Here is a 22290-nt window from a genome sequence, read left to right as displayed (position 1 = left end):
CTAAGTCATTCTCATCTACGACATAAGCATGTTTAATTGGTACGTTGTTCATATCTTTAACTTGTATTGATATGCCCATATGACCTTTTAAAATGAATAGCTTAAAATCGAATCCGTTAACATGAATATTTTTGCGTATGATTTCGCCTATTTCGTAATACATCTTGACTTCCTCCGTTTTTCGTTTTATATTGAACATGAATTTTTTCTTAAGTGTTTTGTTTGATACTGTTACTTGTTGGCGCAAGTAGCAGTTTTTTTATTCTTCATAAAAGTATTCTTTATAAAATATGAATGTTGCGATACTTGCGAATCCCGCAATTGACCACGCTGTAGTGAAGTATAGAAACGGCATGAGTACAATCGCTAAGACTGTGAAGCATAATACTGCTAATAGATAGCTTTTATAAATGTTACTCATTTTCTTTTTTCAACGCCTCCATTATTCTCTCGTCTGACAAGCCGTGATAAGGGAATTTTTCTCTAGCTAATTGGACTGGTATTCTGCCTCGAATCGCAATGTATCCCTTGTCTTCAAGCTCTTTATTCAGTTCTCTTATTATTTGTCCTGCTTTGGATTTTGAAACAGATAAAATTACCGCAAGTTCTTTAGCTTGCAAACTATTTTTTATCATATCTATTCCTCCTTTTTATTTTTGTGTTGTGTATAATTTAGTTATCTCCTAGTGAAAGGAGGTGGATAATATGTCATATAGTGAATATGAACAGCTTTACTATAAAATTGTTAATGAAGCTGATGAACTATACGGTGGTCAAAGTGAACACTTCAAGAAGAACCTTCAAAAACTTACAGAGAATGCTGATGAAGGTGTTTCCAGTGAAAAGATTTACTCTACCGCTTTACATGAATCACTTGAGTACCAACGAAACTTCATCTTCTTAGAATTAGGTAAGGTTCTCTTTAGTGAAGTCGGAAAATGCCTTAAGTAGTTTTATTCCTGAATCAGGATCACTGTGTCGCTCAATCGTTTCGGCTGTAGACTCTTTACTAAAATCATTTCTATTGATTACAGGCTTTCTCGTATTTCGTTCAATCTTCCAAACCTTCCAAGTCACAACTGCCATTGTGATGAGGAGGGTTGTTTTGTATAGTGTGTTCATTGATAATTCCTCCTATTAAGATTTTTATTTTTCTCCTAAAAACTTATTAACAAAGTATTGTTGTCCTTTGCCTGTCACTTTTGGCGTCTTACTAATTGATGTGTGACCGTCCGAATGTGTGATTGATGTTTCTTTAATTTCGAATAACTCACGTTCCATTGAATACTGTGTAGGCATGTTATAATCCACACCCTTACGTTTAATAAGGAATCCGTTTTGACGTAACCATTCGAATAATCTGCGTTGCCCGATGTTTACGCCGTTTTGTTTAATGATCTTTGCTAACTCTCCAACTAAAATTGATGTCTTAGTAGTAGCTACTGCATCTGCAAATACAATTTTTGGTTTGTCACGTTCAATCTTTGTTTCTAATTGATTGATTGTGTTGTTAGCAATTTTTAAAGCACGTTGCATAATCATTTCTGGGCTGTTCCATGCTTTTTCAACTTGGATGAAGTATTGTCTTGCACGTTTGCCAGGTTCACTACGTTGAATCATTGCGATTTCTTTTGCAGTGTCTAGTGTGAGTGCGTGGTCAATATAGTGAGTCATATTGCCTTGAGCTGTTGCTCTTTTTTGAGCGATAGCTGTGTAATCTGTATTTTCTTCAAATCCGTATTTAAGCATTCTTGGAAACCAATCTTTATATGCTGTCTTAACTTCTAATGCTTGATGAAGTTCTCGACCGCTGATTGCGATTTCTCCATTTTCTTTTTCTTGAATATTGAACATTTCTCCGATGTTCGATTTTGTTTGTAATGCTTGCATAATATTTATGCTCCTTTCATGTATAATGTTGTTATCAAATATTTAAGGTGGTTATTCTTATGGAATTCATACAATCTACTTTGTTTTCAAACGTTGTAGCTTTTCTAGCTTTAGGTCTATCTGCATACTCAATTTTTTATACTCGTTCTCAAAATAAGTTCAGTTTTGTTATTAGCGATCTTAATTTCTACTATGAAAATAATTTTGTAGAATTAAATTTTGTCGTCGCTAATGACTCGTCTAGAACTCATACTTTAGAAGAATTAATATTTTTAGATAAAAACAAAAATGTTTTAACACCTATTAACGTAGTATTGGAATCTGATGAATATTCATCTCTCGGTATATATAATCCAAGTTATTTGCATGCTCCAATCGATAAACAATTAGATAAACCAGAAGTTATGATAGCTAATTCGTCATCAGAGTTTTTATATAAATTCGAATTAGAACCTGCGTTTATAAAGATTGTTTCTAATCAACGAATAAACAAACTTAAAAAGTATAAGTTAATCTCTACCGATTCTTACGAGCATAATTAATATCGCTAAATTCATGAAAAAGTGAATTGCTAGTAGTGTGTTGGTCAGCATCATTTTGTATCTTCCTTTCGTGATTTTTGAATAACTTTTATTCAAATTGTTACTTCATAATCTTTTGTTGAGTAATAATATTTTTAATAACCTCAACATCTTGGTCGTCGAGTTGTAGCTCGGCGGCTTTTTTACTAAATTGTCCGTCAATAATTCTGTTGATTTCGTGCCACTGTGCAGGTGTGAATTGCTTTCTAAATTCTAAAAAATGTTTGATTGTTTCTTCCATTTGTAGTTCCTCCTGTTAAGCAGTTACGTTAGCTTCATAACCGAATTCAGTCATGATTTCATGTATTTTCAATCTGCCTTTTTGTGTCCATCTAGTTTGTAAAACTGTGTCTTCTCTACCGTCAGAGCGTACAATTGCTATAGTGTCTGATTCTGTGTAACTCTTGCCCATGTGTTCTGAGTAAAGAACCCACTGTTTATTTACTTTTCGTTGTAATCTAGCTTCGTGTAGTAGTTTGTTTAACTTTTGTGCTGATATACCGTAGTCTGCCGCGATTTGAGTTGTAGCTAATGTGCCAGTTGATTTTAAGATTTCATCAACATAATCTGCTTTGGGTTTTAGCTCTCCGATTTCTTGTTGTAAAAGTAAGTTTTGCTCTTTTTCTTTCTTATACTCAGTCAACACTGTAATGATGTAGTCTGGATCTTTTAATGTTTGTTCAATTACATTGTCTGTTGCGTATATACCGTGTTTGCGAATAGCTGGTAGGACATCTGATGTTACCCATCGTTTGAATTTTCTAGCGGTTTCTCTAATTTTTTCGTTTTTGCTTTGTTTAGAAGCATCGAAGATTAGACTGTATAATCCTGATTCGTTGATAATGATCATATTTCTGTTTTGACCTGATGCACTAAATTGGTGCGTCAGCTTGTCCTCGCTATCAACATGATTTCTAATGGCATTGTCTGATCTTGCATATCCTAAAATCTCAGCAATATCTTTTCCTACAAAATAAGGTTCGTTTTCAATTTCTACTGTTCTTACTGGTAGCTCTTTAAAATTAAATGTTTGTAATGCTTGCATTGTTCGTTCCTCCTTTTAAGATGTTTGTTTTTCTTTTTCAAAAAGAAATTCGATATCATACTCTGGAAAATATGTGTTTTTGATAAGTAGAGCTTCTCCAAATTTAAAATCTGAAGCGCCATTGATTTTATCGGCTACAGTTTGGTATCTGACTTCTAACAAATCAGCTAAATCTACCAGAGATACTTTTTTATCTTTTCTAATGTCGTCGAAATTCTTCAACATAGTATCCCTCCTTAATACGAAAATTCGTATTTCAAAATAAAATTTTTAGCAATCTCGCCGATTGCTTAACTAAAGTTTATACGAAATTTCGTACTATGTCAACACTAAAATTCGTATTTTTTATTCCTGATTATACTTGATATACGATTTTTCGCATGGTATTATATAGGTACAAATTAGAAATGAGGCAAACAATTATGACTAAAGAAAAAGATTTAAAATATCTTATGGAAAAGAAATCAGGTAGTGTAAAGGCTTTTTCCGAAGAAATTGGTTTAGCTTATACAACTGTAAGATCTATTTTAGAACGTGGAGTTTTTAATGCTAAAGTAGAAAACGTCATCAAAATTTGTAATGGTTTAAATATCAGACCAGAAGATATTATGGATATTAAACAAACAAAACCTATAGAATCCCAACTTGAAACTCTACCAGTTAAAAAGATACCGGTCGTTTCTAAAATATCAGCAGGCTTACCTATCTATTGCGAAGAAAATTTAGTTGATTACATATACTTTTCTAGAGATAAATTGAACGATGAAAAAGAAGAATTTGGTCTAAAAGTGTCAGGTGATAGCATGAATAAACTTTTTGATGAAGGTGATGTAGTTGTTGTTGAAAAAGATTCTATCGTCGAAAATGGTCAGTTAGGTGTAGTCATGATAAATGGCTATAACAGTACTGTGAAGCGCATAAGATACAATGGAGACCAAATCATATTAATACCTGAATCGAACAATCCTAATCACTATCCACAAGTATATGGTAAAGACGATGAAGTTAAAATTGTAGGTAGAGTTGTAGCAAGTGTAAAAACGTATTGATTAATAGCGCCTGTGTGGCGTGAGGAGGATGAGGGATGGAAGAGAACGCACCTTTAGAAACAGCAGTTAATAATTTTAAAAAGATTCAAAATAGCGAGATTTACAAATTTAAATATATGAATTCATGGTGTCTTGAATATTCAGAGTTTTTATTGGATGAAGTTAGATTGTTAAAAGAAAACAAAAGTTACACCAGATATAAAAAAGGCACTATAATTTATGTAAAGTTAGGTGTTAATGTTGGCAGAGAGTTTTCTGGAAACCATTTTTGTATGGTACTTAATAATCACGATTCAAATAAAAATCCAATATTAACGGTAGTTCCACTTACATCTTCCAGAAGTAAATTCAATGTGCATATCGAAGAAGATTTGTTACCTTTAGTATTGGAAAAAATGGACGTAACGGGTAAGGATTTAGCTAAAAAAATCATGAACAATCTTGAAAAGGTGTCAAAAGCAGAAAACCCATACGATCAAAAATTACTTGATGAAAACAAATCGCTGAATGACGACTTCAAAAAATATTCGAAGGTTCGCAAAAGATATGAGCGATTCAAGTATAAAAAGACCTATGCTAACGTTTTAAATATCACTACAATCAGCAAGGATAGAATATCGAAAATTAATAGGTATGACCCTGCCGGAGAAATATCATATTCAAAAGAAACAGTAGATAAAATTGAAAATAGTATAAAAATTAGATTTCTTAGTTAAATCGCTTGAACTACACTCTCTTTGATGGTATATTACATATATACAAAACAAGCCGCTGAAATATTTGCGGCAAGCTTCAAATTAGACAAGTCGCTGAAATATTTGCGACATGAGAGGGTGCATCTGCGCTCTCTCTTTTTTTATACAATTTTCACGGGTAGCCCGCCTACCCTTATTATTTTTTGCCAATTTTGAGGAGGGAAAAGCAAAATGCCAGTATATAAGGATGATAATACAGGTAAATGGTATTTTTCCATTAGATATAAAGATGTATACGGTAATAACAAACGTAAGATGCAACGCGGTTTTTCAACTAAGCGTGAAGCTAAGAGAGCAGAGGCTATTTTTTTGAATGACGTAAACGAAGGATATAGTGATTCGAAAACATTTGATTATGTTTTTCATCACTACTTAGAAAATAGCGATTTGAGACCTAAAACAAAACGACGCAAACAAAATGAATATCATAAACACTTTAAAGCTAAGTTCGGGCACATAAAAATGAATAAGATAACACAAAATCAATGCCAAGAGTTTCGTAAATATCTAATAGAGAATGTAGCATCAACAAATTCTGCTCGTACAATTTGGTCAGGTTTTAAAGTTGTAATTAATTATGCTAAAAAATACTTTGGATTACGTACAGATCCAACAATATCAATTAAACCTATTCCGCGTGTAAAGCCAAAACCTAAGTTTATGATGCGTGAAGAATTTGAAGAAAGAATCAAAGACATTGAAGATCAAGATTACAGAGAGTTATTTACATTAATGTTTTATACAGGTTTAAGGATTGGCGAAGCTATGGCGCTTGTTTGGACAGACTACAATAAATATAAAAAAGAGATATCCATAAATAAAACAATGGACATCTCTAATAGAACTATATATCCGAGACCAAAAACAGATAGTTCAGAGGATATTGTTCCTTTACCTAAATTCATCAATACAATGTTAACTGAACGACACCAACGTGAAAAAGAGTTAAACAAATATTTTGATGAACGTAGTTATTTTATTTTCGGAGGAATGGCTCCCAAACATTACAGTCATGTTCAAAAGAAATTCCAAAAAGCTTTCCCCCATTATAACATTCACGCGTTAAGACATTCTTATGCATCTTATCTTGCAAATAATGGTGTAGATATTTTCGTTTTACAGTCACTTATGAGACATGCTCAAATCACTGAAACGATGGGCACTTACAGCCATTTATATACTCAGAAAAAACACGATGCAATAGCCATTTTTGACAAGTAAATGGTATCAAAATGGTATCAATAGCCATTTTCGAAAGTCAAGAATGGCTTAACAACGCGGTTTAAAGCTATCCAATACTACCTTCCATTTCGAACTTGATTAAACGGTTCATTTCGACCGCGTATTCCATTGGAAGTTCTTTTGTAAATGGTTCGATGAATCCCATAACAATCATTTCTGTCGCTTCTTCTTCAGAAATACCACGACTCATTAGATAGAATAATTGTTCTTCAGAAACTTTTGAAACCTTGGCTTCATGTTCTAATGATATTTGATCGTTGAATACTTCGTTATATGGAATTGTATCTGATGTTGATTCGTTATCTAAGATTAATGTATCACATTCAATATTTGAACGAGCGCCTTTTGCTTTACGTCCAAAATGTACAATACCACGATAAATAACTTTACCACCATTTTTAGAAATAGATTTAGAAACAATCGTTGAAGATGTATTTGGCGCTTTATGAATCATTTTAGCACCGGCATCTTGAACTTGTCCTTTACCAGCAAATGCAATAGATAATGTACTACCTTTTGCACCTTCACCTAAAAGAACACAGTTTGGATATTTCATCGTTAACTTAGAACCTAAGTTACCATCTACCCATTCCATATTTCCGTTTTCATAAACAAAAGTACGTTTTGTAACTAAATTGTATACATTGTTCGCCCAGTTTTGAATCGTAGTATAACGAACGTGCGCATCTTTATGCACAATGATTTCCACAACAGCAGAGTGTAAAGAACTAGTTGTATAAACTGGTGCAGTACAACCTTCTACGTAATGTACAGAAGCACCTTCATCAGCAATGATTAATGTACGTTCAAATTGACCCATGTTCTCAGAGTTAATACGGAAATAAGCTTGTAGTGGCGTATCTAGTTTGATATTTTTAGGTACATAAATGAACGAACCACCTGACCATACCGCTGAGTTTAACGCCGCAAATTTGTTATCTGCTGCAGGTACTACAGAAGCAAAGTATTTTTTGAATAATTCTTCATTTTCTTGTAAAGCACTATCTGTATCTTTAAAGATAATACCTTTTTCTTCAAGTTCTTTTTCCATATTATGGTAAACAACTTCAGATTCATATTGAGCAGAAACACCAGCTAAATATTTTTGTTCAGCTTCAGGAATTCCTAATTTATCGAAAGTTCTTTTGATTTCTTCTGGCACTTCATCCCATGAACGTTCAGCTTGTTCTGAAGGCTTTACATAGTAAGTAATGTCATCGAAATTCAATTCTGATAAGTCGCCACCCCATTGAGGCATTGGCATTTTATAAAACAATTTTAATGATTTAAGACGGAAATCTAACATCCATTCCGGCTCATTTTTCATGTTAGAAATTTCTCTAACGATATTCTCAGTTAAACCACGTTCTGATCTGAAAATGGACACATCATCGTCGTGGAATCCATATTTATAATCCCCAACATCAGGTGCTTTTTTAGCCATTTCAATCACTCCTTAAAAATATATTTACAACGGCGTGCGTAAGTTTTTAATTCATGATGTAAACCATATTATAACAATGACATGACATCTTATAAAAATTTTTATACTTTTATATGTCTAATATCAAAATCATCTATGATTAACAGCATTCTATTCTTCTTCAGTCGTACCTTCTGCTTTACCTTCTTTAGCAACAGTACCTTTTTCCAATGCTTTCCAAGCTAATGTGGCACATTTAATACGAGCTGGGAATTGAGATACACCTTGCAATGCTTCAATATCTCCCATTTCTTCTGTAATCACATAGTCTTCACCAAGCATCATTTTCGTAAATTCTTGGCTCATTTGCATTGCTTCTCCAAGTGAATGACCTTTAACAGCTTGTGTCATCATCGATGCACTTGCCATTGAAATCGAACAACCTTCACCTTCAAACTTAGCATCTTTTATAATGCCGTCTTCTATATCAAATGTTAGTCGTATACGGTCACCGCATGTCGGGTTATTCATATCTACTGTCATAGACCCGTTATCTAATACACCTTTATTTCTAGGATTTTTATAATGATCCATAATGACAGATCTATATAATTGATCTAGATTATTAAAATTCATAAGAGAAAAACTCCTTCGTTTGTTTCAAGGCATTTATTAACTGATCAATGTCTTCTTTCGTGTTGTATATATAAAAACTCGCTCTAGCTGTTGAAGACACATTTAACCATTTCATTAACGGTTGCGCACAATGATGCCCAGCTCTAACCGCTACACCTTCTGTATCTACGGCTGTAGCAACATCGTGTGGATGTACATCTTGTAAATTAAACGTTATTACACCTGCACGACGATCCTTTGGCGGGCCATAAATTTCAATTCCTTCAATTGCAGACATTTGCTCATAAGCATATATCGTTAATTCTTGTTCATATTTATGAATTGCATCAAAACCTATGCGTTCTAAATAGCGAATAGCTTCTGCAAGCCCAATTGCTTGTGCAATTAATGGAGTACCCGCCTCAAATTTAGTAGGTAAATCAGCCCATGTTGCATCATACTTACTTACAAAATCAATCATGTCGCCACCGAACTCAATCGGTTCCATTTTTTGTAGTAACTCACGTTTACCAAATAATACGCCAATACCTGTTGGTCCAAGCATTTTATGACCACTAAAACTATAAAAATCAGCATTCATTTCTTGCATATCAAGTTTCATATGTGGTGCTGCTTGCGCCCCATCAACACTGATAATTGCGCCATGTTGATGAGCTATTTCTGCAATGGTTTTAACATCATTAATTGTACCGAGTACATTAGAAATATGTGCAATAGCAACGATCTTTGTTTTATCATTAATCGTTTGCTTAATATCTTCGATGTTTAATTCACCGTCAGCTGTCATTGGTATAAATTTCAATGTCGCATTTTTACGCTTTGCTAACTGTTGCCAAGGAACAATATTGGCATGATGTTCCATTTCAGTGACAACAATTTCATCGCCCTCTTCAACATTTGCATCACCATAGCTATGTGCTACAAGGTTAATCGACGCAGTTGTTCCGCGTGTGAAAATGATTTCTTCAAAATACTTCGCATTAATAAAACGACGAACGGTTTCACGGGCATTTTCATAACCATCAGTTGCCAATGATCCTAATGTATGAACACCACGATGAACGTTTGAATTATAACGCTTGTAGTAATCCTCTAAAACATTTAACACTTGCACAGGCGTTTGACTTGTCGCTGTTGAATCAAGATATGCTAAACGTTTGCCATTGACTTTTTGATCTAATATCGGAAAATCCTTGATTACTTCATTAACGTCAAATGAGTGTTCGGCCACTTCATTCACGACCTTTCTTAAATAAAAATCCTAATCATTTAAATACTGACGTTGTATTAGTCTTATACCAATATCGACAGTCTATATCTATTACAAACTTTTATTTTCAAAATATTATTTAGAAACTTTGCGTTCAATTACTTCTCTCAATTGACGTTTAACGTCTTCGATAGGTAATTCACGTACTACTGGATCTAAGAAACCATGTATAACAAGACGTTCCGCTTCTCTTTGAGAAATACCACGACTCATTAAATAGTAAAGTTGATCTGGATCAACACGACCTACTGATGCAGCATGACCAGCTTGTACATCATCTTCATCAATTAATAAAATAGGATTCGCGTCACCACGAGCATGTTCAGATAACATTAATACACGTGATTCCTGATTAGCAATTGATTTAGTTCCACCATGCTTAATGTAGCCGATACCATTAAATACAGATGATGCATGTTCTTTCATAACACCATGCTTAAGGATATAACCATCTGTTTCTTTACCATATTGTACGATTTTAGATGTTAGATTAATTTTTTGTTCGCCTGTACCTACAACTACTGATTTAAGTGAACTTGTTGAACGATCACCAAATAAATTTGTTGTATTATCAATAATTTGGCTACCCTCATTCATTAAACCTAATGCCCAATTAATTGAGGCATCCGCTTCAGTAATACCACGTCGAATGATATGACCTGTAAAGCCTTTATCCATATAGTCCACTGAGCCATATGTGATATTGGAGTTTGCGCCAGCAATCACTTCAGAAATAATATTTAATTGATTTCCTTCACCAGATGCATTTGATAAGTAATTTTCAACATATGTGACTTCGGCGCTTTCTTCAGTAACGATGATAACATGGTTATAAAAGCTTGCATTTTCGTCGTCGTGCAACACAACGTATTGTACTGGATGTTCTACAACCACATTTTTAGGAACATAAACAAATACGCCACCATTAACTAATGCCGTGTGTAGCGCTGTGATACGATGTTCATCTACTGTTACTGCATCTTTCATAAAGTACTTTTGTACTAAATCACTATGGTTCATAAGAGCGTCTGCTAAACCTTCAACGATAACGCCATCTTTCGATGCATTATCATCAACTTGTGTGTACGCAATCGTATTATTATGTTGAATTACTAAGTTTTTAGAATGATCTACGTCAATAATTTCTCTTACTGACTCAGGTAATTGTGATAAAGATTGATAAACATCACCTTTTACATCGTGTTGTTTAAAAGAATCAAAATCCCATTTTCTTAATTTTGTTTTATCAGGTTTTGGCATTTCTAAAGTTTCTGTTAATTTCAAAGCTTTTTTACGTAATTCTGTCATCCAAGAAGGTTCATTGTGGGCTTTAGAATAATCAACAAGTTGTTCTTCAGAAATGTTCAAAATATCAGTTGTCATAACTTTTTCCTCCTACTTGATGAAATTTACTATTTCGTATAAATGTTCATTTTCATCATATATAGATGAACATCTCATGGATACTGTATTAATAAGATTATTCAGCTGAACCGAACTCTTCTTTAACCCATTCATATCCTTCTTCTTCAAGACGTTTTGCTAATTCTGGACCACCAGATTTAACGACTTTACCAGCATACATTACATGTACTTTATCAGGAGTAATGTAATTTAATAATCGTTGATAGTGTGTAATCATTAATGCACCAAAGTTTTCCCCACGCATTTGGTTAATACCTTTAGATACAACTTTTAATGCATCGATGTCTAACCCTGAATCGATTTCATCTAAGATTGCAAACTTAGGTTCTAACATCATTAATTGTAAGATTTCGTTACGTTTCTTCTCTCCACCTGAGAAACCTTCATTTAAATAACGTTGTGCCATGTCTTTATCTATGTCTAGAAAATCCATATTTTTATCTAATTTCTTAATAAATTGCATTAAGTTGATTTCTTGTCCTTCTTCACGTTTCGCATTGATTGCTGAACGCATGAAATCAGCATTTGTAACACCTGTAATTTCTGATGGATATTGCATTGCCAAGAATAATCCTGCTTTTGCTCTTTCATCAACTTCTAATTCTAAAATATTTACACCGTCTAAAAGTACTTCTCCTTTAGTTACTTCATAGCTTGGGTGTCCCATAATTGCAGATGATAAAGTTGATTTACCTGTCCCGTTTGGTCCCATAATCGCATGTATTTCATCAGTGTTAATTGTCAAGTTAACACCTTTTAAGATTTCTTTATCCTCAATAGACACATGTAGGTCTTTGATTTCTAATGTTGATGCCATTTTATATTCCCTCCGTAAAATATAAAGTTTTCTTAACTAGTTTATAATAATTTTAATTTGTAGTCAAAAAGACTTTGTAATAATGCGTTCAGTTAATTATAACTTACTTATACCTTAATATAAACAACTTAAACCCTTTTTATTATTTTTAATAACTCTAAAGTACAACTCTAATCCGCTCTCTTTAAAAATATAAATGATAATAAGTGCACATAATTTCTCAATGGATTTTATGAATTTAAAATATGTTATCATTTCACTAGGACATTTGTAATATGGTATGATGCTATTTATGATTTTATTCCAATCGTTTGAAAGGAGTTATTCATGCAACAATTTAAATGGATTAATATTCTAAAAGGTTTTGCTATGGGAACGAGTGACTTGGTGCCTGGTGTTAGCGGTGGGACTATTGCATTATTGTTAGGTATATACAATCAATTTATCGCTTCAATTAGCGGCATATTCTCACGACGTTTTTGGCCAAGTTTTACATTTTTAATCCCCATTATAATTGGAATGTTACTGGCAATGGGATCACTAAGTAATCTTTTTAATTATTTATTAAGCCAACACCATATTCCAACTATGTTTTTCTTTGGTGGATTAATCATTGGTATCGTTCCATATTTATTGAAAATTTCTAACTATAAAACGTCATTTACAACTAAACATTACATGATGGTTATAGCTGGTATCGCTATCTTAATTGTTATTACATTAATGAATAATGGCGATAAACATGCTGGAGAAACACTTACTCTATCAACTGGTCTTATTATTAAATACTTTATTGCAGGTATGTGTGCATCTAGTGCTATGTTACTCCCAGGTATTTCAGGTTCATTTATGTTATTAGTATTTGGCGTCTATGGCACAGTCATGCTAGCAATATCTGAAGTTGTTAAACTTAACTTTACAGGTCTTCCTATATTACTTGCAGTCGGATTTGGCGTGCTTGCTGGATTCATTATTTCAAGCAAAATTATCCAGTATTTCCTAACACATCATAAACTAATGACTTTTGCATTAATCATTGGTTTTGTTGTTGGCTCCCTCTTTGCAGTATTTCCAGGTTTACCAACTAATATCGTGATGTGGTTTGTTTCATTAGTAGTATTTATCATCGGTTTTATTGTAAGTTTGACTTTAGGTCGAATTACCGCTGAAAATGAATAGTCATTTTAGGGGTGATAAAATATTTTCAGTATCTCGTTAATCATATGCAATATATGTCTCGTTTTGTATACATATTATTGGATATCATTAGCGAGTTTTTATTTAGTTTTTTTCTAACATTAAAATAATTATTAATAAATTTTGGTATCCACTTTTTTAATACAAAAACCACCTAGCCGATGGTTATACCGACTAAGTGGCATGTGCAGTGTATTAGGAATAAAAAAGTAAAATTACTCGCCTTTGTTACCTTTTACTTTATCAATAAAATCAGTTGCTTTTTCTTTTGCATTTTCAACGAATTCTTTCGCTTTACCAGAAGCTTTATCTTCTTTACCTTCGTTTTCTAAATTTTTATTATCAGTAACATTACCTACTGTTTCTTTAACATTACCTTTTGCTTGTTCGAATTTACTTTCGTCTGCCATAATAAATGCCTCCTCGGAATAATTAAATGTTATATATAATACTTACCCACTGAAAAATTATCTAAACATTTTACTTAAATAATTTTTGTTATTGATTTGACATCATTTTATAACTAGCGAAATAGATTCATCATTAACTTGAGGGAGTGGGACAGAAATGATAAAGAATCACTAATGATTTATGATGTAGTAGTCACTATCCATGTGAAATTAAAAATAGGAATAAATGAGTAGAACGCATGCATATAGGATTTTACTTTATCCGTAATAGCATCTCATTCCTAAATATCATATAAATACCTGTTTAAATTAAAAAGCCCAGCAACATCACGTTACTGAGCCATTAATAATTATTTAGCAGGAATAACTGCACCATTGTATTTTTCATTAATGAAGTCTTGAATATCTTTAGATTGTAATACTTCAATTAATGCTTTGATTTTCTTATCATCTTGATTTCCTTCTTTAACAGCAATTAAGTTTGCATAAGGATTATCTTTCGCACTTTCTACAGCAATAGAATCTTTTTTAGGATTTAGTTTTTGTTCGATTGCAAAGTTTGAATTAATGATAACAGCATCCGCGTCTTCATTTTGATATATTTTAGGTAAGAATTCTGCTGATTGTTTATTATTAAACTTAATATCTTTTTTATTCTCTGTAATATCACTAAACTTAGCATCTTCAATTTTTACGCCTTTTTTGATCTTAATTAAACCTGCATCAACGAAGAATTTTAAGAAGCGTCCTTGTTCAGCTGGATTATTAGACACATAAACTGTTGCACCTTTTGGTAATTCTTTTAAACTTTTATACTTTTTAGAGTATACAGCCATAGGTTCTAAGTGAACATCACCGGCACTTACGATTTTGTAACCTTTATCCTTTTTCTCTGTGTTTAAATATGGTGTATGTTGGAAATAGTTTGCGTCAATTTCACCTTTGTCTAGTAATTTATTAGGCGTAGTGTAATCGTTAATTGTTTTAATATCTAGTTCATAACCTTTTTTCTCTAATAATGGTTTTGCTTTTTCTAAAATTTCAGCATGTGGTGCTGGTGAAGCACCTACTGTTATTTTCTTGTCGTCACTGCCACTTTTGTTTCCATTACCGCAAGCTGCTAATACAACTGCAAATGTTAATACTAAAATAAGACCAAATAATTTTTTCATAAAATGAAACCCCCAATTTATCGTTTATCAAGTTTATTTGTAAGCCAATCCCCAATGAATTGGATTATAAATACAATAATTAAAATAAAAACTGTTGATACTAAAATGACATCATTTTGATTTCGAGTGAAACCTGTTAAGTATGCTAAATTTCCTAAACCACCGGCACCAATTACACCTGCAACTGCTGTTGAACCAACTAAAGCGATTGCTGTAACTGTAATGCCAGACACTAGCGCTGGCATGGCTTCAGGTAAAAGGACTTTACGAATTACTGTCCAAGTATTAGCACCCATTGACCAAGCCGCTTCGATGACACCTTTATCAATTTCTTTAAAAGCAATTTCTACGAGCCTTGCATAAAACGGTGCTGCGCCAATGATCAAGGCTGGTAACGCACCTGTCGGACCACTTATCGTTCCAAGTATCAAACTTGTAAATGGAATTAATAATAAAATTAAAATAATAAATGGTATCGCTCTAAATAAGTTAACAATGAAAGAAACGATAGAATAAAATAACCTTGCACCGATAGACTTACCTTTAGCAGACAAGAATAATAACACACCTAAAATAAGACCAAGTATAAATGCAAATATAGTTGAGACGACTGTCATGTATAGTGTTTCGACTATTGCAGTCCAAACTTCTGGCCACTGAATATTAGGCATTGTAATCATTTCATTTATAATTTCACTAAATGATTTACCCATGTCTTAACACCTCCATTTTAACTTGTCGCTCAATTAACTCTTTTTCGAATTTTCCGAAATCTACACTTGAAATATATGGAATATGCAGAACTAAAAAGCCGACTGTTCCATTTTTTGTATTTTTAATATTTGCTTCTAAAATATTAATTTTAATATCATAGGCAGTTGATAGGCTCGATACAATAGGCTCGGTTGTTGTTGAACCAGCGAAAACTAATCTAACGATATAAGCATCTTTTTCTAATGGCTCTAATTCTGTTAAAGATGTTTCGAAATCATCATTTAAATCGTCTTTCACAAATCGTTTTGTCACAGTGTGTTGCGGATTTTCAAAAACCTGTGTCACCGGTCCTTGTTCTATCACTTTACCACTTTCCATAACTGCAACTTCATCACAAATACGACGAATGACATGCATTTCATGCGTAATTAGTACAATTGTTAAATTTTGTTGTTCTCTAATTTTTAGTAGTAGATCTAAAATTTCATCTGTTGTTTGCGGATCAAGTGCACTTGTTGCCTCATCACAAAGCAAGACCGTTGGATCATTAGCTAACGCTCGTGCAATCCCAACACGTTGCTTTTGTCCACCTGATAACTCTGATGGATAAGCTTTTTCTCTACCTTTTAAACCGACAAGTTCGACAAGTTCTAATGCTTTTTGCTTAGCTCTCCTTCTAGGGACACCTGCAATTTCAAGCGGAAACATAATATTTTTTAACACAGTCCTTGACCATAATAAATTAAAATGTTGGAAGATCATACTTACTTTTTGTCTTTTTGCTCTTAATCCATTTTTGGACAATTGACCTATATGGTCCCCATCTATAATAACTTCACCTGATGTAGGCGCTTCTAAATGATTAAACATTCGAATCAAAGTACTTTTTCCTGCTCCAGAAAAACCAATGACGCCATAAATCGATCCTGCTCGAATCGATAAATTAACGTGATCTACAGCAAGGACTTCTTTATTTTTAGTCCGATATTCTTTAACAACTTCTTTTAATTCAATCACGTTGATTCCTCCCTGTGTTGCTTAATAAAATAAAAAAATGCTTTCTCAATATCGATAGAAAAATTGAGAAAGCAATAGTAGTATTGTTTCTCTCATCTTCAAAAGTTAAAACTTTATGTGAATTGGCACCATTTCTATATAAGACGGTTGCCGGGCTTCGTAGGGCACATCCCTCCACCACTCTCGATAAGAGTTTACGCATCATTTAATTTGTATTAATCCTAACACCTTAGTAAAATTTCGTCAATAACTATTTTAAATTTTCTAACAAATCAGTCACCGATTTAAATGCATAAATTCGTTTTACTTCTTTATCTTTATTCATCAACAATAAAATCGGCGTAGACATGATTTGCATATCTTTACAAAACTGAGGATAAAAGTTTAAATCTATTTTCAATAATGGCAACTGCAATATTTCATTAGCAATGTCTAACATTCTTTCTGAAACCTTACAAGTACCACACGTTGGTGTATAACCAAAGATTAAATGTTTGTCTTCCTCATAAAATGTAGTTACATCTTTGATGTCTAATGAATTATTCATTTACTAAAACTAACCTTTCATTATTTATATTCGGTAAAAGAGGTGTTTCTTTCTTACAAGTAAAGCCATGTTTTGAAAGTACATGCGCCAAATATTGTTTGGGGCAATTCGCAACTTGACAGTAAGTTTTATCAATAAATATATGTTCACTTTCACTCAAATAACGTTTAAACCAATTTCTAATTCGATCTCCTTCGTCATCAGAATCGGCTAATACAAAAACTTGTTTATCATACAGTGATTCTATCATATCATCAAGCTTATCTATACTCATTGTTCCATGAGTACAAATAATATTGACTGGTTCTGCAATAACCTGTTGCACCCTTTTTTTATCAGATTTTCCTTCAACAATTATCACTTTATTTACAATAGCCATCATCATCACCCTTTAAAATCAATAAACATCTGTCACTGTATCATTTCACAAAATTGGTATGAATAAAACATAAATCACAAAAAATTTAAACTAGCTTAATATAATAATTACAAAATCAATGTTTGACTAGCTGGGACATTTAACATAAGCAGACAAAGGCTAAGTCAAAAATCAACATCCTAAAATCTACAATGTTATATTACCAATAGTTAACCAAAAGAAAATACACCTATAACAAACTTTTCAATTATAGCGGGGCCCCAACATAAAGAAATACTTTTTCTTTAGAAATTAGTATTTCTTATGCATGAGTTTTACTCATGTATTCCTATTTTTAAGTACACATTAGCTGTGGCTTATGAAAAAGAACCACTACATTATAAATCACTAGTGGTTCTTTTTCATTTCTGTCCCACTCCCTAGATTGATCTATAGATACTACACTTATTAAAGTAATATATTTTCATGATTCTCTTAGCTGCAATCCCATGAATACATGTAATCATCAAACTTCATAGCCTCAAGGTCAGTAGATTTCACTAAGATATTGGCAATACCTAAATCACCCCATATAATCGAAGAATTACCATCTCTTGTAGAATCAATTTGCAGTAAGACTCTATCATACATTTTCAGTTCTTGATCGTTCGTTCTTGGATCTATTTGGTCAAAATATGGATAACCACCAAGTTGATTAAATGGTTCCTTAGCAGTAAATGTGTTACACACAGGTTCCATCAATTCATCATAACCACCAAACATTGATTTTAGCGCGAAGGATGGATTGACTTTATTCCACAATGCAAGCACGTCCTCATCGTACTTATAATCAGTACATGTAATAGTTTGTTTCGACAATCTAAATTCTATAGAAAATGCTCCACTGAACGGGATATCCTCATTATCAGCATCTAATGACTTCAAATGCGCTTGAATATTTTCGAGTGATAAATCTGTAATTGGCTCTTTTATATAAACAAGCCTTGAGTTTATATTGTTTCCCTTTAAATTTTCAGACATTCCATACATTTGATCTTCTGAACTAATCCAAAACTGCAATATCCCTTCTTTTACAGGAAATAATTCTTGTTGTTCTGGAAGATCATCCAAATTAATCTGCGCTAACAATACCATTGGTACATTATTTTCATCTAATGGTATATCTTTAAAAGATTTTAAAAATGGCATTCCACCAATCTTACTCTGGTTTAATGTTTCTTCTTTCATCTCTTTTAGATCCATTTCAATACATGGTAGTACTGGTAAATTACCGTTTTCTACAGATTCTACGAAACGGTTATATGCTTTTTGCTCCTTTTTAGAAAGATGACTAACGTCTTGAATGTTTAGCATATTAACTTCCCCCAATTTTTATTTTTAAAATAGCTAAATTCATTATTTTCATCATTCTTGAATAATAAAATGTAGCAATACTCCAAATAATAGTACCTAATAAATTTTCTTTCATATTATTTACTTACTCAGACTAAAAATAAACTCCTCAATCTTAGATTAAGGAGTTACACGGTGATTATTCACCAATCATTTCTGAATATTTTTCAGCTGTTAATAAAGCTTCAAGCTGACTTTCATCACTAATTTCTACTTTTACCATCCATGCTTTTTCGTATGGAGATTCATTTACAAATTCGGGACTATCTTCTAGTTCTTCGTTGACTTCAACTACTTTACCAGAGATTGGTGCATATAATTCTGATACAGTTTTAACTGATTCTACGCTACCAAACGTATCCCCTTCATTAATTTCATCATCTGTTTCCGGTAATTCAACGAAAACAATATCACCTAACTCGCTTTGTGCGTATTCTGTGATTCCAATTGTTGCTACATTACCTTCAACTTTAACCCATTCATGCTCTTTTGAATATTTCAATTCATTTGGTACTGCCAAGAGAATCCCCTCCTAATTAATCTTTACATCATTAATGATGCCATAAGGCTAGATGCTATTCAACTATATTTATAAAAATTAACAATTGTATAGCTTATTTCATTTTACATGTAATGAATCTAAATATCGAGATATTTAGTAAACGTTTACATTTCACTTACGCTAACCAAGTCTCTTTATATTGATCTTCTTTAAATCCTAATGTTATCTTATCGCCCATTACTGCTAGAGGACGCTTTACTAACATACCATCAGATGATAACAACTCTAACTTTTCATCTTCTGATAAGGTTTGTAATTTATTTTTCAAATCAAGCTCACGATATTTCGCGCCGTGTGTATTAAACAATTTATTAATTTCTACGCCTGTATTTGCAATTATTGTTTTAAATTCATTTATTGTAGGTGTATGTTGAACGATATCAATTGGTTCATAACTTACGCCATATTCATCTAAAAACTTTGCTGCCTTTTTACAAGTTGTACAATTCTTATATTGGTAAAATTTAATCATACGACTGCAACCTCCTTTATGTATTTAAAATAAATATATCATTTTCCATAGCAAAAGGCTTTCATTTTGAAGCTAAAATTTTTTATTATGTTATAAATTTAGCTATAATAAAAATTATTAAACTATCTAGAGGAGTTGTTACAATGCAAGCAATCAAAAGTAATGAATCATTTAAATCTGTAATTAATAGCGATACACCTGTAATTGTTAAATTTGAGGCAGGATGGTGCCCAGACTGTCGTGCTATGGATTTATGGATTGACCCAATCGTAGAACAATATAATGATTACCAATGGTATACTGTTAATCGTGATGAATTAGAAGATGTAGTTGTTGAAAATGAAGTTATGGGTATCCCTAGCTTGCTAGTATTTAAAAACGGCGACAAAATTGCACACCTTCATTCAGCAAATGCTAAGTCACCTGAACAAGTTGAATCATTTTTAGCAGAAACTTTTAAATAAATACTAAAATAAAAATGTGTATATACTGCACAATAAAAAGCTGAGACTGTGATTGTACCGACTCTAGTAAGTTAGATTAAATCTCTAACTCGATAGATGTCCATCAATTCATGACTCAGCTTTTATTAATGTTTCTATAATTATACATATTAATATAATGTAATTAAGTTTCTATTTTTACGTGGTGCTTTAGGCATATCTTCTTCTAAATCCGTTAAATATAAGAATCCAGCAAGAACTTCATCTTTCTTTATACCAAGTGTTTTTCTTACTTTAGGATCATAGATATATAATGGCGATTTCCAACATGTACCTATTCCCGCTTCATAAAGTAACAACATAAGATTTTGTGCATATGCACCAAATGCAAAGTAGTTTTCATCATTTTGACGTTGTCTTGGATCTGTTTTTAAAATAAGCAATAACATGCCACCAAGTTTCGTTACTGCATCATAATGACATTGTTGCTTATCTAATTCATTAGGAAATGCAAATTTAGAAATATCCTTACTCATATCTCCTAATCTGTCTTTCGGAACATGCACAACTCTCCATGGTTCCCTCATTCCGTGATTTGGAGCATCAGCAGCTTTCTCAATTGCTTGATATAGCAATGCGTCATCTATGTGCATATCTCTTTTAAATTTTTTCACACTTCTTCTATTAGCTATTGCTTGTTGTAATTCCATCTAAAATCGCTCCTCCACGAACAATGATAATACTTCTCAATTATAAGACAGCACTTACACAAAAGCAACCTAATTCATTTTATTAGTATAAAGTCACTTGTGCTTTTAAATCAGTAACATCAATCTGTCCTGGAGCTTGTGCTTCTCCGATACAACCATAAGTCAACGCACCACCAAAAACGCCTTGAGCCGTTCTACTTATTAGTCCAAGTTTAGACATTGAAATACCAACAACTTTGCAGTCCATAGTATCTGAAAATGTAGACATTGCCTGCAATAAATTTAACACATCATTTTTATTATGTGGCATTACTGCTAATTTAACGTATTCTGGGTTGAATTTTTGCATTTTAAAAAATATAAATTGCAATTCATCTAATGGAGGCGTACTTTCGAAATTATGATGTGATATGACCACCTCTTTATTATACTGTTGCAAATGTGTAATGATTCTTTGATGTTTTTCAATGTCAATATCTTCTCGCCATTCTATATCAATCATATCTATGCCATTGATATTTGCTAAGTCTGATATTAAATTAAGATACAAGTCATTTGTAAATTGCCCATAGCCACCTTGTAACTTTGTACGATACGTAACCAATAATTTGAATGAATCTTGCATAACCTTCAGCTTTGTAATCATTTCTGCCACTTGATCAACTGTGACATTTTCAATTTGATCAATTCGTAATTCTAATACGTCTATTGCATCAATACGATGATTAATTTTTTGAATTAAAGTTTCTTCGATAGATAATTGTGGCGCGATAGTCGCTACTACTTCCACATGTGTCATAGTAAATCCCTCATTTCAGATACTCATTATTTTTATTGTAAACAACAACTTTTTATCCTTCAATCAAACAATGCTATAAATGAAAATGATTAAGGTATTTTCGAATGGGTAAAGCATAAATGTATTTTAAATTAGGAGGTTATAAGTATGGCAATACATTATGAAACTAAAGCGACGAATGTTGGCGGACGTAAAGGACATGTTTATACTGATGATCGAGCATTAGATATTGATATCGTTCCGCCTGCTCAAGCAGATGGTAAAGCTACTAACCCCGAACAATTATTTGCAGCAGGTTATGCATCTTGCTTCAACGGTGCCTTCGACCTAATTTTAAAGCAAA

Annotated in this window: 31 protein-coding genes, 1 pseudogene and 1 riboswitch; of the genes and pseudogenes, 8 read left to right on the top strand and 24 right to left on the bottom strand. The window is 32.6% G+C overall.

The annotated features are described in order from the left end of the window. The 3 genes from IDG65_RS12890 to IDG65_RS12880 all read right to left on the bottom strand — a co-directional run. Nucleotides 1-163: DUF1108 family protein (locus tag IDG65_RS12890; RefSeq protein WP_206174118.1), on the bottom strand; the 163-nt coding region annotated here is incomplete at its 3' end. Nucleotides 164-259: 96 nt separating this feature from the next. Next, complete coding sequence (locus IDG65_RS12885; RefSeq protein WP_000066011.1) at nt 260-421, bottom strand: DUF1270 domain-containing protein; 162 nt, start codon at nt 419-421, stop codon at nt 260-262. Then, nucleotides 414-635: a hypothetical protein gene (locus IDG65_RS12880; protein ID WP_117223365.1), complete on the bottom strand. Its 222-nt coding sequence runs from the start codon at nt 633-635 to the stop codon at nt 414-416. The genes IDG65_RS12885 and IDG65_RS12880 overlap by 8 nt, the downstream gene beginning before the upstream one ends. A gap of 70 nt (nt 636-705) precedes the next feature. Between IDG65_RS12880 and IDG65_RS12875 the strand changes: the two genes are divergently transcribed. Next, nucleotides 706-951 (top strand): hypothetical protein, encoded by a 246-nt coding sequence (locus IDG65_RS12875; protein ID WP_000122244.1) that lies wholly within the window; start codon nt 706-708, stop codon nt 949-951. Here the strand turns inward: IDG65_RS12875 and IDG65_RS12870 are convergent. Beyond that, nucleotides 919-1122 (bottom strand): annotated as a pseudogene (locus IDG65_RS12870) (hypothetical protein); the annotation flags it as partial. The gene IDG65_RS12875 and the pseudogene IDG65_RS12870 sit on opposite strands and share 33 nt — an antisense overlap. Before the next feature lie 24 nt (nt 1123-1146). After that, on the bottom strand, nt 1147-1890 hold the full coding sequence (locus IDG65_RS12865; RefSeq protein WP_050959879.1) for a phage antirepressor KilAC domain-containing protein: 744 nt from the start codon (nt 1888-1890) through the stop codon (nt 1147-1149). Between the two features lie 59 nt (nt 1891-1949). On the opposite strand from IDG65_RS12865, the gene IDG65_RS12860 reads away from it, so the two are divergent. After that, nucleotides 1950-2432, top strand: coding sequence for a hypothetical protein (locus IDG65_RS12860; protein WP_000394410.1), 483 nt, complete (start codon nt 1950-1952; stop codon nt 2430-2432). A 100-nt stretch (nt 2433-2532) separates the two neighbouring features. Here the strand turns inward: IDG65_RS12860 and IDG65_RS12855 are convergent, their stop codons facing one another. Genes IDG65_RS12855 through IDG65_RS12845 form a run of 3 tightly spaced genes read right to left on the bottom strand, consistent with a single transcriptional unit; the run spans nt 2533 to nt 3741 of the window. Beyond that, nucleotides 2533-2712 (bottom strand): hypothetical protein, encoded by a 180-nt coding sequence (locus IDG65_RS12855; RefSeq protein WP_033861758.1) that lies wholly within the window; start codon nt 2710-2712, stop codon nt 2533-2535. Nucleotides 2713-2727: 15 nt separating this feature from the next. Next, nucleotides 2728-3516: a phage antirepressor gene (locus IDG65_RS12850; RefSeq protein WP_031901046.1), complete on the bottom strand. Its 789-nt coding sequence runs from the start codon at nt 3514-3516 to the stop codon at nt 2728-2730. Between the two features lie 15 nt (nt 3517-3531). Next, nucleotides 3532-3741: a hypothetical protein gene (locus tag IDG65_RS12845; protein WP_000916560.1), complete on the bottom strand. Its 210-nt coding sequence runs from the start codon at nt 3739-3741 to the stop codon at nt 3532-3534. Nucleotides 3742-3938: 197 nt separating this feature from the next. On the opposite strand from IDG65_RS12845, the gene IDG65_RS12840 reads away from it, so the two are divergent. The 3 genes from IDG65_RS12840 (at nt 3939) to IDG65_RS12830 (ending at nt 6541) form a co-directional block, all read left to right on the top strand. Beyond that, entirely contained in the window at nt 3939-4565 is a 627-nt protein-coding gene (locus tag IDG65_RS12840; protein WP_206174132.1) for a LexA family protein, read from the top strand. 35 nt (nt 4566-4600) lie between these two features. Continuing rightward, entirely contained in the window at nt 4601-5281 is a 681-nt protein-coding gene (locus tag IDG65_RS12835; protein WP_000392109.1) for a type II toxin-antitoxin system PemK/MazF family toxin, read from the top strand. A gap of 210 nt (nt 5282-5491) precedes the next feature. Further along, the gene (locus tag IDG65_RS12830; RefSeq protein WP_001145725.1) at nt 5492-6541 is read left to right on the top strand and encodes a site-specific integrase; all 1050 of its coding nucleotides are present in this window, start codon (nt 5492-5494) and stop codon (nt 6539-6541) included. 67 nt (nt 6542-6608) lie between these two features. Here the strand turns inward: IDG65_RS12830 and sufB are convergent, their stop codons facing one another. The 5 genes from sufB to sufC form a co-directional block, all read right to left on the bottom strand. Then, on the bottom strand, nt 6609-8006 hold the full coding sequence (sufB, locus tag IDG65_RS12825) for a Fe-S cluster assembly protein SufB (protein ID WP_001074405.1): 1398 nt from the start codon (nt 8004-8006) through the stop codon (nt 6609-6611). Nucleotides 8007-8156: 150 nt separating this feature from the next. Next, nucleotides 8157-8621, bottom strand: a complete 465-nt coding sequence (gene sufU, locus IDG65_RS12820; RefSeq protein WP_001010508.1) for a Fe-S cluster assembly sulfur transfer protein SufU — start codon at nt 8619-8621, stop codon at nt 8157-8159. Next, entirely contained in the window at nt 8611-9861 is a 1251-nt protein-coding gene (locus tag IDG65_RS12815) for a cysteine desulfurase (protein ID WP_001006453.1), read from the bottom strand. Before IDG65_RS12815 ends, sufU begins: the two co-directional genes overlap by 11 nt. A gap of 105 nt (nt 9862-9966) precedes the next feature. Continuing rightward, nucleotides 9967-11274, bottom strand: a complete 1308-nt coding sequence (gene sufD, locus IDG65_RS12810; protein ID WP_000205572.1) for a Fe-S cluster assembly protein SufD — start codon at nt 11272-11274, stop codon at nt 9967-9969. Between the two features lie 97 nt (nt 11275-11371). Then, complete coding sequence (sufC, locus tag IDG65_RS12805) at nt 11372-12133, bottom strand: Fe-S cluster assembly ATPase SufC (RefSeq protein WP_000168845.1); 762 nt, start codon at nt 12131-12133, stop codon at nt 11372-11374. A 327-nt stretch (nt 12134-12460) separates the two neighbouring features. Between sufC and popT the strand changes: the two genes are divergently transcribed. Next, nucleotides 12461-13312, top strand: coding sequence for a polyprenyl-phosphate transporter PopT (gene popT / locus IDG65_RS12800; protein ID WP_001183854.1), 852 nt, complete (start codon nt 12461-12463; stop codon nt 13310-13312). A gap of 233 nt (nt 13313-13545) precedes the next feature. Here the strand turns inward: popT and IDG65_RS12795 are convergent, their stop codons facing one another. From IDG65_RS12795 to IDG65_RS12755, 9 genes are all read right to left on the bottom strand, one after another. Next, complete coding sequence (locus tag IDG65_RS12795; protein WP_000752917.1) at nt 13546-13740, bottom strand: CsbD family protein; 195 nt, start codon at nt 13738-13740, stop codon at nt 13546-13548. A gap of 350 nt (nt 13741-14090) precedes the next feature. Continuing rightward, on the bottom strand, nt 14091-14912 hold the full coding sequence (locus IDG65_RS12790) for a MetQ/NlpA family ABC transporter substrate-binding protein (protein WP_000732328.1): 822 nt from the start codon (nt 14910-14912) through the stop codon (nt 14091-14093). Nucleotides 14913-14929: 17 nt separating this feature from the next. Then, entirely contained in the window at nt 14930-15625 is a 696-nt protein-coding gene (locus IDG65_RS12785; RefSeq protein WP_000520233.1) for a methionine ABC transporter permease, read from the bottom strand. Next, complete coding sequence (locus IDG65_RS12780) at nt 15618-16643, bottom strand: methionine ABC transporter ATP-binding protein (protein WP_000571218.1); 1026 nt, start codon at nt 16641-16643, stop codon at nt 15618-15620. The genes IDG65_RS12785 and IDG65_RS12780 overlap by 8 nt, the downstream gene beginning before the upstream one ends. 89 nt (nt 16644-16732) lie before the next feature. Further along, nucleotides 16733-16836, bottom strand: a riboswitch (SAM riboswitch). 57 nt (nt 16837-16893) lie between these two features. Further along, nucleotides 16894-17190, bottom strand: coding sequence for a thioredoxin family protein (locus IDG65_RS12775; protein ID WP_001065801.1), 297 nt, complete (start codon nt 17188-17190; stop codon nt 16894-16896). Further along, nucleotides 17183-17569 (bottom strand): toprim domain-containing protein, encoded by a 387-nt coding sequence (locus IDG65_RS12770; protein ID WP_001018962.1) that lies wholly within the window; start codon nt 17567-17569, stop codon nt 17183-17185. The genes IDG65_RS12775 and IDG65_RS12770 overlap by 8 nt, the downstream gene beginning before the upstream one ends. 474 nt (nt 17570-18043) lie before the next feature. Continuing rightward, nucleotides 18044-18922, bottom strand: coding sequence for a YwqG family protein (locus IDG65_RS12765; protein ID WP_000932209.1), 879 nt, complete (start codon nt 18920-18922; stop codon nt 18044-18046). Between the two features lie 178 nt (nt 18923-19100). Further along, the gene (gcvH, locus tag IDG65_RS12760) at nt 19101-19481 is read right to left on the bottom strand and encodes a glycine cleavage system protein GcvH (RefSeq protein WP_000290491.1); all 381 of its coding nucleotides are present in this window, start codon (nt 19479-19481) and stop codon (nt 19101-19103) included. A gap of 157 nt (nt 19482-19638) precedes the next feature. Beyond that, a complete protein-coding gene (locus IDG65_RS12755; protein WP_000589552.1) occupies nt 19639-19995 on the bottom strand; it encodes an arsenate reductase family protein in 357 nt (118 codons plus the stop codon). Nucleotides 19996-20138: 143 nt separating this feature from the next. Between IDG65_RS12755 and IDG65_RS12750 the strand changes: the two genes are divergently transcribed. Then, nucleotides 20139-20459, top strand: a complete 321-nt coding sequence (locus tag IDG65_RS12750; RefSeq protein ID WP_001147955.1) for a thioredoxin family protein — start codon at nt 20139-20141, stop codon at nt 20457-20459. 149 nt (nt 20460-20608) lie between these two features. Here the strand turns inward: IDG65_RS12750 and IDG65_RS12745 are convergent, their stop codons facing one another. After that, complete coding sequence (locus IDG65_RS12745) at nt 20609-21148, bottom strand: nitroreductase family protein (RefSeq protein WP_000422908.1); 540 nt, start codon at nt 21146-21148, stop codon at nt 20609-20611. 82 nt (nt 21149-21230) lie between these two features. Next, entirely contained in the window at nt 21231-21947 is a 717-nt protein-coding gene (gene aroD / locus IDG65_RS12740) for a type I 3-dehydroquinate dehydratase (RefSeq protein WP_000150015.1), read from the bottom strand. A gap of 147 nt (nt 21948-22094) precedes the next feature. Between aroD and IDG65_RS12735 the strand changes: the two genes are divergently transcribed. Then, nucleotides 22095-22290, top strand: a 196-nt coding sequence (locus IDG65_RS12735) for an OsmC family protein (RefSeq protein ID WP_206174130.1), incomplete at its 3' end; no start/stop codon positions are given.

The organism is Staphylococcus sp. EG-SA-17 (assembly GCF_017151845.1).
Classification (GTDB): domain Bacteria; phylum Bacillota; class Bacilli; order Staphylococcales; family Staphylococcaceae; genus Staphylococcus; species Staphylococcus aureus.
The sequence above is the reverse complement of the archived record's forward strand: the minus strand, read 5'-3'. Positions and strand labels throughout refer to the sequence as shown.